Annotated in this window: 8 protein-coding genes; 6 read left to right on the top strand and 2 right to left on the bottom strand. The window is 73.0% G+C overall.

Annotated elements, in window-relative coordinates; translation table 11 throughout:
- Positions 1-175 precede the first annotated feature (175 nt).
- On the bottom strand, positions 176-1747 hold the full coding sequence (gene exaC, locus ACYVE9_RS09260) for an acetaldehyde dehydrogenase ExaC (RefSeq protein WP_461027270.1): 1572 nt from the start codon (positions 1745-1747) through the stop codon (positions 176-178).
- Here exaC and ACYVE9_RS09255 point away from each other — a divergent pair.
- The 3 genes from ACYVE9_RS09255 to ACYVE9_RS09245 all read left to right on the top strand — a co-directional run bounded on the left by ACYVE9_RS09255 (position 1746) and on the right by ACYVE9_RS09245 (position 5372).
- The gene (locus ACYVE9_RS09255; protein WP_461027269.1) at positions 1746-2552 is read left to right on the top strand and encodes a PP2C family protein-serine/threonine phosphatase; all 807 of its coding nucleotides are present in this window, start codon (positions 1746-1748) and stop codon (positions 2550-2552) included. The two genes, exaC and ACYVE9_RS09255, sit on opposite strands and share 2 nt — an antisense overlap.
- 92 nt (positions 2553-2644) lie before the next feature.
- Positions 2645-4000, top strand: coding sequence for a vWA domain-containing protein (locus tag ACYVE9_RS09250; protein WP_461027268.1), 1356 nt, complete (start codon positions 2645-2647; stop codon positions 3998-4000).
- Positions 4001-4022: 22 nt separating this feature from the next.
- Positions 4023-5372, top strand: a complete 1350-nt coding sequence (locus ACYVE9_RS09245; protein ID WP_461027267.1) for an FHA domain-containing protein — start codon at positions 4023-4025, stop codon at positions 5370-5372.
- On the opposite strand, the gene ACYVE9_RS09240 is transcribed toward ACYVE9_RS09245, so the two are convergent.
- A complete protein-coding gene (locus ACYVE9_RS09240; protein WP_461027266.1) occupies positions 5353-6324 on the bottom strand; it encodes a methyltransferase domain-containing protein in 972 nt (323 codons plus the stop codon). The two genes, ACYVE9_RS09245 and ACYVE9_RS09240, sit on opposite strands and share 20 nt — an antisense overlap.
- Positions 6325-6406: 82 nt before the next feature.
- On the opposite strand from ACYVE9_RS09240, the gene ACYVE9_RS09235 reads away from it, so the two are divergent.
- The 3 genes from ACYVE9_RS09235 (at position 6407) to ACYVE9_RS09225 (ending at position 8796) form a co-directional block, all read left to right on the top strand.
- Positions 6407-7138, top strand: a complete 732-nt coding sequence (locus tag ACYVE9_RS09235) for an ABC transporter ATP-binding protein (protein ID WP_461027265.1) — start codon at positions 6407-6409, stop codon at positions 7136-7138.
- Positions 7135-8298 (top strand): ABC transporter permease, encoded by a 1164-nt coding sequence (locus tag ACYVE9_RS09230; protein ID WP_461027264.1) that lies wholly within the window; start codon positions 7135-7137, stop codon positions 8296-8298. Before ACYVE9_RS09235 ends, ACYVE9_RS09230 begins: the two co-directional genes overlap by 4 nt.
- A 93-nt stretch (positions 8299-8391) precedes the next feature.
- Entirely contained in the window at positions 8392-8796 is a 405-nt protein-coding gene (locus tag ACYVE9_RS09225; RefSeq protein WP_461027263.1) for a globin, read from the top strand.
- Positions 8797-8858: the final 62 nt, after the last annotated feature.

Below are 8858 nucleotides of genomic sequence, written 5' to 3'. Positions count from 1 at the left end.
GTCCGCCCGGGCCGGGAGGCCGTGACCCGGGCGGACCGGGATCCGCAGGGGACCGCGCCGCCCCCGCCGAAGCGGCGTACCCCAGTGGACACCGGACAACGTTGCGGCAAGGTTGCACGGCCGGCGGGAGCCGCCGGGGTGCCGCCTCGGCCCACGGCCGGCTGTACGCCGGCGGTCAGAAGAAGCCCAGCTTCTTCGCGGAGTAGCTGACCAGCAGGTTCTTCGTCTGCTGGTAGTGGTCCAGCATCATGCGGTGGTTCTCCCGGCCGATGCCCGACTGCTTGTAGCCGCCGAACGCGGCGTGCGCCGGGTAGGCGTGGTAGCAGTTCGTCCAGACCCGGCCCGCCGCGATGGCCCGGCCGGCCCGGTAGGCGGTGGTCGCGTCCCGGGTCCAGACGCCCGCGCCCAGGCCGTACAGCGTGTCGTTGGCGATCCTGATGGCGTCCGTGTGGTCGGAGAACGCCGTCACGGCCACCACGGGGCCGAAGATCTCCTCCTGGAACACCCGCATGTGGTTGCCGCCCTCCAGGATGGTGGGCTGGACGTAGTAGCCGCCGGCCAGTTCGCCACCCAGGTCGGCGCGGGCGCCGCCGGTCAGCACCCGTGCGCCTTCCTGCCGGCCGATGTCGAGGTAGGCGAGGATCTTCTCCAGCTGGTCGTTCGACGCCTGGGCACCGATCATCGTGTCCGTGTCCAGCGGGTGGCCCTGCACGATCCGCTCGGTACGCGCGGTGGCGGCCTCCAGGAACGAGGCGTAGTGCCCCTGCTGGATGAGGGCCCGCGACGGGCAGGTGCACACCTCTCCCTGGTTGAGGGCGAACATCGTGAAGCCCTCCAGCGCCTTGTCGAGGAAGTCGTCGTCGGCCGCCGAGACGTCGTCGAAGAAGATGTTGGGGCTTTTGCCGCCCAGTTCGAGCGTGACCGGCTTCAGGTTCTCCGAGGCGTACTGCATGATCAGCCGCCCTGTGGTGGTCTCGCCGGTGAAGGCGATCTTGGCGACCCGGGGGCTGGCGGCGAGCGGCTTGCCGGCCTCGACGCCGAAGCCGTTGACGATGTTGACCACGCCGGGCGGCAGCAGGTCGGCGATCAGGCCCATCAGCACGTGGATGGAGGCCGGCGTCTGCTCGGCGGGCTTGAGCACCACGGCGTTGCCCGCGGCGAGCGCCGGAGCCAGCTTCCACACGGCCATCAGGATCGGGAAGTTCCACGGGATGATCTGCGCGACGACGCCCAGCGGTTCCTGGAAGTGGTAGGCGACGGTGTCCTCGTCGATCTCCGAGATCGAGCCCTCCTGCGCCCGGATGGCGCCCGCGAAGTAGCGGAAGTGGTCGATCGCCAGCGGCAGGTCGGCGGCCAGGGTCTCCCGTACCGGCTTGCCGTTCTCCCAGCTCTCGGCGACGGCGAGCGCCTCCAGGTTCTGCTCCATCCGGTCGGCGATGCGGTGCAGTACGAGTGCCCGCTCGGCCGCCGGGGTCCGGCCCCAGGCGGGCGCGGCACCGTGCGCGGCGTCGAGGGCGCGCTCGACGTCCTCCGCGGTGCCCCGGGCCATCTCCGTGAAGGGCGCGCCGTTGACCGGGCTGGGGTTCTCGAAGTACCCGCCCAGTTTCGGGGCGACGTAGGCGCCGCCGATCCAGTGGTCGTATCGGGGCTCGAAGTCGACGACGGCTCCGTCGGTCCCGGGTGCGGTGGACGGAGACGGGTACTGCGAGACGTGCGGCCAGGCACAACCCAGGGAGCGCGACCACATGGAGACGGAACTGCACGGTGTCGCAGCGGCCAGCGACCGGGGTCTGCGGCACCACCGCAACGAGGACGCCTACGGCGTGGACGTCGTGGCGCTGCCCGACGGGACGCCCGCGGTGGTCGCCGTCGTGTGCGACGGCGTCTCCTCGTCGAGCCGCCCGGACGAGGCGTCGGCGGCGGCGGCCGGAGCGGCCCGCGCCCACCTGACGGACGTACTGCCGCGCGGTGCCCAGCCGCAGCAGGCCCTGCACGAGTCGATGGAGGTGGCGGGCCGGGCGGTGTCCGCGCTGGCCGCCGAAGCGCCCACACCCGAGCAGAACGCCCCGGCGTGCACCGTGGTGAGCGCCGTCGTCGCCGGCGGGCTGCTCGCCGCCGGCTGGATCGGGGACAGCCGGGCCTACTGGGTTCCGGAGGACAGGTCCGCGTCCGCCGCCCGGCTCACCGAGGACGACTCCTGGGCCGCGCAGATGGTGGCGGCCGGGCTGATGGCGGAGGCCGAGGCGTACGCGGACGCCCGCGCGCACGCCATCACCGGGTGGCTCGGCGCGGACGCCTACGAACTGGACCCGCACACCGCCTCGTTCACCCCGGACCGGCCGGGAGTGGTGCTGGTGTGCACCGACGGGCTGTGGAACTACGCCGAGTCCGCCGAGCAGTTGGCCGCCGTGGTGCCGGCCGACGCCCGGGCCCGGCCGATGGCCGCGGCCCAGCACCTGGTCCGGTACGCGCTGTCCGGCGGGGGCCACGACAACGTAACAGTGGCCGTCATCCCGTTCCCCGCTGCCGGCTCGCGGGCAGGATCGGCCTGACGTAAGCGGGGGCGGGGGAACGCGTCAGCTCTGCCGGCTCCTGTGCCGCCGGGCGGCGGAGCGCCGCCCGTGGAGTTGAGTGGAAGCAGGTTATGGCCATTTTCGCGAAGACCCACGCGCCCCGGTTCTCGGTCGAGGTGTACCAGAACGAGTACCTGCCGGAGGGCGGGCGCGAGGTCAACGCCATCGTGACGGTCACCGCGACCGGCGGCGGGACCACCGGCGGCACACCGCTGCCGGTCACCGACCCGGGCGACGGCACCGCCGTGCCCGGCGAGCCGGGCGCCGCCGTGGTGCTGATGGTGGACTGCTCGGGTTCGATGGACTATCCGCAGACGAAGATGCGGGCCGCCCGCGACGCCACTGCCACCGCCGTGGACGCCCTGCGCGACGGGGTCGCGTTCGCCGTGGTCGCGGGCACCCACGTGGCCCGCGAGGTCTACCCGGGCGACGGACGCCTGGCGGTCGCCGACCCGGCCACCCGCGCCGAGGCGAAGCGGGCACTGCGCGGACTGACCGCGAACGGCGGCACCGCGATCGGTGCCTGGCTGCGGCTGGCCGACCGGTTGCTGGCCGCCGCCGACGCGTCCATCCGGCACGGCATCCTGCTCACCGACGGCCGCAACGAGCACGAGGAGCCGGCGGCGCTGCGCGAGGCGCTGGACGCCTGCGCGGGACGGTTCACCTGCGACGCCCGGGGAGTGGGCACCGACTGGGAGGTGAAGGAGGTCACCGGCATCGCCTCGGCGCTGCTGGGCAGCGCGGACATCGTCGCCGACCCGTCCGGGCTGGCCGCCGACTTCACGGGCATGATGACCGCGGTGATGGGCAAGGCGGTCGCCGACGTCAGCCTGCGGCTGTGGACACCGCAGGGCGCGGAGATCGCGTTCGTCAAGCAGATGGCGCCGCAGGTCGAGGACCTCACCTGTCGGCGCGTCGAGGCGGGCCCCCGGGCGGGGGACTACCCGACGGGCTCCTGGGGGGACGAGTCCCGCGACTACCACGTGTGCGTCCGGGTGCCGCCGGCGGAGGTCGGCCGGGAGATGCTGGCGGCCCGCGTCTCGCTGGTCCTCCCGGAGCCGGACGGCACGGCACGGACCCTGTCGCAGGGGCTGGTCCGGGCGGTGTGGACGGACGACGAGGCCGCCACCACGACGATCAACCCGCAGGTCGCGCACTACACCGGGCAGGCCGAACTGGCCCAGGCGATCCAGCAGGGACTCGATCTGCGCAAAGCCGGGGACGAGGACGGCGCGACCGCGAAACTGGGTCGCGCGGTGCAGTTGGCGAGCGCCTCGGGCAACGCGGACACCGCGAAACTGCTCGCGAAGGTGGTGGATGTCGTCGACGCGGCGGCGGGTACTGTTCGGCTGAAGGCAAGGGTCACCGACGCCGACGAGATGACGCTGGAGACACGCTCCACCAAGACGGTCCGAGTGAAGAAGTAGCGCACGGAGGGGGAAGCCCGAGATGCCGACTTGCCCGAACGGCCACCGGTCGGCGGCCGACGACTGGTGCGAGGTGTGCGGTCATCGCATGCCCGCCGCGTCCGGTACGCCCGACGCGGCGCCTTCGGCGGGACAGGCGCCCGGTTCCGGGTACGGCTATCCCGGCCCGGCGACCCAGCAGGCCGAGCTGTGCCCGCAGTGCCACACCCCTCGGGAGGCCCAGGGGCCGTTCTGCGAGGAGTGCCGCTACAACTTCCGCACCCACTCCGCCACGCCCTACCCGGCGTTCGGGCAGCAGCCCGGTCAGCGGGAGCAGCCCGGAGCCTCGCTCGGGTTCGAGGGGTCCAGACCCTCGCAGATGAACCGCCCGGCGGAGCCGATACCCGCCCCGGCGCAGCAGGACGACGACTGGAACCTGGCGCCGCCCGGCGGGAACGGCGGATGCCAGCAGTCGTTCCCGGACCGGCAGCAGCCCTATCCGGACAGCGGCCGCTCCTTCCTCGGTGACCACCTCTCCTCCCCGGGCGGCTCGCAGTCCTTCCCCGACGAGCAGGAGCGGTACGCCGGCCGGCCGCAGTCGTTCCCCGAGCAGCGGCATCCGTACCCGGAGGGCCCGCAGTCCTACCCGGGGCAGCAGACCCACCAGGGCGGGCAGTCCTACGACGGGCAGCACTCCTACGGGTCGCAGCAGGCCTACCCCGACCAGCAGGCCTACCAGGGCGGGGGGCCGCAGTCCTACCAGGGCGCGCCCGGCCGTACCGACCGGTCCGGGTACCCGGAACAGCCCGCGTACCCGGAGCAGCCCGCCTACCCGGAACAGCCCGCCTATCCCGACCAGCAGGCCTACCCGGGCCGGCGCTCCTATCCCGACCCTCAGGCCTATCCCGAGCAGTCGTACCCGGGCTCGCAGACTCCGCAGGCCGGCCGGTCCACCGGCTCGGGTGAGGCGGACGGCGGCTCGCGGGCCGGCAACTGGATGGTGACGGTCGCCACCGACCGGGAGTACTTCACCGCGATGATGCAGCGCAGCGGTCCGGAGGGCGCGGAGCTCAACCTGCCCGACTACTCACCCGAGTTGCAGGTGCCGCTCACCGGCGGCCAGGTGACCGTCGGGCGGCGTCGGCAGTCCACCGGCGAGGCGCCCACCATCGACCTGTCGCGCCCACCGGAGGACCCGGGCGTGTCCCACCAGCACGCGATGCTGGTGCAGCAGGACGACGGCGGCTGGGCGGTGCTCGACCAGGACTCCACCAACGGCACCACCGTCAACGGCGCCGAGGAGCCCATCCAGCCGTTCGTGCCGGTGCCGCTGCGGGAGGGCGACCGGGTGCACGTGGGTGCCTGGACGACCCTCACCCTCCGTCGGTCGTAGCGGGCGGCTGCGACCGCTCCGTCCCGGGCAGCGGCCAGCGGTGGGGGCCTGCCGGATCGTCCAGCCAGGCCCACTGGCCGCTGTCCCGCACCGTGACGCCGTAGCGTTCCCGGTCGGGGCGGCCGGCACCACGCCAGAGGGTGTGGGCTTCGAGCGGGTCGAGCTGTCCGGCGGACAGCTCCAGCAGGAAGCGGAACGACTCGTGCCGCAGTGCGTCCTCCGGGACGCGGGCGGTGGGCACCGCCCCGGCGTGCTGCGGGGTGCCGCGCAGCGGGACGAAGAACGCCGGGGTGTCCAGGAACCGGCCCTCGGCCCAAGTGCCGTCCGGCACACGCAGTTTCACCAGTCCGGTGGCGAGCGGCGCGAGCACCACCGCGCCGGGCGCGCACTGCTCGATCCAGGCGTCCGGCACCGAGCTGATCGCGCAGGTCGCGATGATCCGGTCGAAGGGCGCTCTGGCGGGGCAGCCGCGGGCACCGTCCCCGGTGACCACCGTCGGCCGGTAGCCGGCCTCGGCGAGGTGCGCCCGGGCGGGCTCGGTGATGTCCGGGTCCAGGTCCACCGTGGTGACGTTGCCGTCGCCTAGCCGGTGCGAGAGCAGCGCCGCGTTCCAGCCCGTGCCGGTACCGATCTCCAGCACCGTCATGCCGTCCTCGACGTCCAGGGCGTCGAGCATCCGGGCCATCAGCGACGGCTGGCTGCTGGATGACAGCAGTTCGCCGTCGCGTCTGCGGGTGGCCAGCGGCACGTCCTCGTAGGCGCCGTCCAGCCAGCGTTCGCGGGCCTCCGGATCGGGGTCCTCCCGCCAGCGGCGCTCGTACGCCGTCCTCGTCGGCACGAAGTAGTAGGGCACGAACGTCTCCCGGGGGACCTCCTCGAAAGCCGCCCGCCAGGCCGGGTCGTCCAGGACACCGGCCGCCACGAGTTCCCGCAGAAAGGCTTTCCGTCGCATGCCCCCACTGTCCCGCTCCGCAGCCGATCATGCGAGCCCCGCCCTTCCCGGGGCGGCCGGCTCCGGGATAGCGTCGATCGCCATGACCAGCACTGCCGCGATCACAGTCGAAGGACTGCGCAAGCGGTACGGGGATGTGCAAGCAGTCGACGGGGTCTCGTTCGAGGTCCGGCACGGCGAGTTCTTCGGCATTCTCGGACCCAACGGCGCGGGCAAGACCACCACCCTGGAACTCGTCGAAGGGCTGCGCAAGCCCGACGCCGGCCGGGCCGAGCTGCTCGGCAGGCCGTCCTGGCCGCGCGACACCGGCCTGCTGGCCCGGATCGGTGTGCAGCTCCAGGCCTCGGCCTTCTTCGAGAAGCTGACCGCCCGCGAACAGATCCGCACCTTCGCCTCGCTGTACGGCGTGGGCGGGGACCGCGCGGACGCCATGCTGGAGAAGGTCGGTCTGACCGACAAGGCCGACGTCCGCGACGACAAGCTGTCCGGCGGCCAGGCGCAACGGCTCTCGCTGGCCTGCACCCTGGTGCACGACCCGGAGCTGGTGTTCCTCGACGAGCCGACCACCGGCCTCGACCCGCAGGCCCGCCGCAACCTGTGGGACCTGCTGCGCGGCATCCAGGCCGACGGCCGCACCGTCGTACTGACCACGCACTCCATGGACGAGGCCGAGACCCTGTGCGACCGGGTCGCGGTGATGGACAGCGGCCGGATACTCAGGATCGGCCCGCCGCGCGACCTGATCGCCGAGCTGGGCGTCGACTCCCTGGAGGACGTGTTCCTCCAGCTGACCGGGCGGGAGTACCGCGAATGACCGGCACCTCCAGGCCCTCCACCCCCCAGGACCCCGCCGTCACCGGCCCGCCCGCCGCCGGCGGCGGGCGCCGCGGCGGCACGCTCGGCCCGTTCCTCAGCCTGTCCCGGGCGATGGCCCTGGGCCTGCTGCGCGACCGGGCCGCGATCTTCTTCATGCTGCTCTTCCCCCTGATGTTCCTGATGCTGTTCGGCGCGCTGTTCAAGGACAGCGGCGTCTCCCAGTCCGAGGTGATCCAGGTCGGGGACGTCGCGGTGCTCGACGACCTGTCGGCCCAGGAGCGGGAGCAGCTGCGTGACGTCCTGAAGATCGTCCGAACGGACGGCTCGCCCGCAGCTCTGGACGAGGCACTGGAGAAGGTGCGCACCGGCGAGACCGACGCGGTGGTGCTCCAGCGCGGGGACGACGTGCGGCTGCGCGTCTCGGTCGCCGACCAGGTGCGGGCGGGCAGCGTCCGCGGAGTGCTCGACTCGCTCGTGCAGCAGGCCAACCAGGAGGCCACCGGGCAGCCGCCGGCGTTCCGCCTCAGCACCGACCAGGTGGAGGACGAGTCGGTGCAGCCGATCCAGTTCCTCACCCCGGGGCTGCTCGGCTGGGCGGTCGCGATGGGAGCCGTCTTCGGGACCGCCCTCAACCTGGTGTCCTGGCGCAAGAAGCGCATCCTGCGGCGGCTGTGGCTCGCGCCGGTCAGCGCCGCGTCGGTGATCTCGGCGCGCGTCGGCATCAACCTGGCCCTCGCTCTGGCGCAGACGGCCGTCTTCCTCGGCGTGGCGACCCTGCCGTTCTACGGACTGCGACTGACCGGCTCCTGGTGGCTGGCGATCCCGCTGGTGCTCTCGGGCACACTCGCCTTCATGTCGATCGGCCTGGTGGTGGGCGCCTGGGCCAAGTCGGAGGAGGCCGCCAACGGCGCGGCGCAGCTCGTCATCCTGCCGATGGCGTTCCTGTCGGGGGCGTTCATCCCGTTCGACTCGGCCCCCGAGTGGCTCCGGGCGATCGCGCGGTTCATGCCGCTCAAGCACCTCGCGGACGCCATGCAGGGCGTCATGTCCCGCGGTGAGGGCTGGGCGACGGCCCTGCCGGTGATGGCCGGCCTGCTGCTGTTCGCCGCGGTGCTGACGCTGGTCGCGTGGTGGCTCTTCCGCTGGGACGACGCCTGAGCCCGCCGCCGGCGGCGGCCCGGCGGGTGGGGGCCGGACGGGTGACGCGGGCGAGGCACCGTGGACCGTTCGGCCATCTGACACCATGGGAGCGTGATGGAGATTCCGCGCGGGAGCTTGCCCCAGCAGACGTTCTTCGAGCAGGTCGGAGGCGAGCAGACGTTCCGACGACTCGTCCGGCGCTTCTACGAGGGGGTCGCCGGGGACCCCCTGCTGCGCCCGATGTATCCCGAGGAGGATCTCGGGCCGGCCGAGGAACGCCTCGCGCTGTTCCTGATGCAGTACTGGGGTGGCCCGCGCACCTACAGCGAGGGCCGCGGCCACCCGCGGCTGCGGATGCGGCACGCCCCCTTCCGTGTGGACCAGGCCGCGCACGACGCGTGGCTGAAGCACATGGGCGACGCGGTGACCGAGTTGGGCCTGCCGCCCGAGCAGGAGAAGCAGCTGTGGGACTACCTCGTCTACGCCGCCGCCTCCATGGTCAACACCCACGGCTGAGCCCGGAACGGCGCCGTCCGGATGCCTTCCGTGCGACGGGCGCCGCAGCGTGAGCGGCGGCG

The organism is Streptomyces sparsus (assembly GCF_054776295.1).
This window is presented reverse-complemented; position numbering and strand designations above follow the sequence as displayed.